Genomic DNA, 690 nt, shown 5'->3' with positions numbered 1-690 from the left:
CTCGGAACGGCCCGGCGCCTCGCTGCGCGACATCGCGCGGCGGCAGGGTGTCGCCGGGGACGGTTCGGGACGTGCGGCGGCGGTTGAGCGCGGGCGTGGATCCGGTGCCGGAACGGATGCGTACAGCCGAGCGGGCCGAGGTGCCGGTGTCGCGCACCGAGGTCAGGGCGCCGGACGCCACCCTGCCGATCCTGCGGCGGGATCCTTCGTTGCGGTTCAACGAACACGGGCGGCAGGCGCTGCGATGGCTGGAGACCCACGCGGTCTCGCAGGGGGACTGGGCGGCGGTGGTGTCCGGGGTGCCTTCGCACTGCCGGGAACTGGTCGCGGACATGGCCCGCGGGTGTGCCGAGGCGTGGGTGGAGATGGCGGAGGCGCTGGAGCGGGAGAACCAGCGGACCGCGGTTTAGCCGGCGAACAGGATGTCGCCGATCTCTCGCGCCACCTCGCGTCCTGCCGCCGGGCGCAACCGGGACAGCAGCTTGCTGAACGACGTGAGGTCGATGTGCACGGTCGCCGACTGCACCTGCCGGACGTCGTCCAGCAGCTCGGCGACCAGGTCGCAGGCGTGGTCCACGTCGCCGCCTCGGCGTGAGCCGAGGAGCCCCGCGCACCTCCGAAGCGGGTGCGGGCGGCGCGCAGGGCGGTCGGAGCGCGATCAACGGCAGCTGGGTGTCCAGGATCGCGGCG

The 690-nt window shown here is 73.8% G+C and carries 1 protein-coding gene and 1 pseudogene; one reads left to right on the top strand and one right to left on the bottom strand.

The features are described 5' to 3' along the window. Positions 1-410, top strand: a pseudogene (locus tag FXN61_RS49830) (hypothetical protein); the annotation flags it as partial. Here FXN61_RS49830 and FXN61_RS49825 read toward each other — a convergent pair. After that, positions 407-577 (bottom strand): hypothetical protein, encoded by a 171-nt coding sequence (locus tag FXN61_RS49825; RefSeq protein ID WP_167980685.1) that lies wholly within the window; start codon positions 575-577, stop codon positions 407-409. The pseudogene FXN61_RS49830 and the gene FXN61_RS49825 overlap by 4 nt on opposite strands. Positions 578-690: the final 113 nt, after the last annotated feature.

The organism is Lentzea indica (assembly GCF_012184385.1).
Taxonomy (GTDB): domain Bacteria; phylum Actinomycetota; class Actinomycetes; order Mycobacteriales; family Pseudonocardiaceae; genus Lentzea; species Lentzea indica.
The sequence above is the reverse complement of the archived record's forward strand: the minus strand, read 5'-3'. Positions and strand labels throughout refer to the sequence as shown.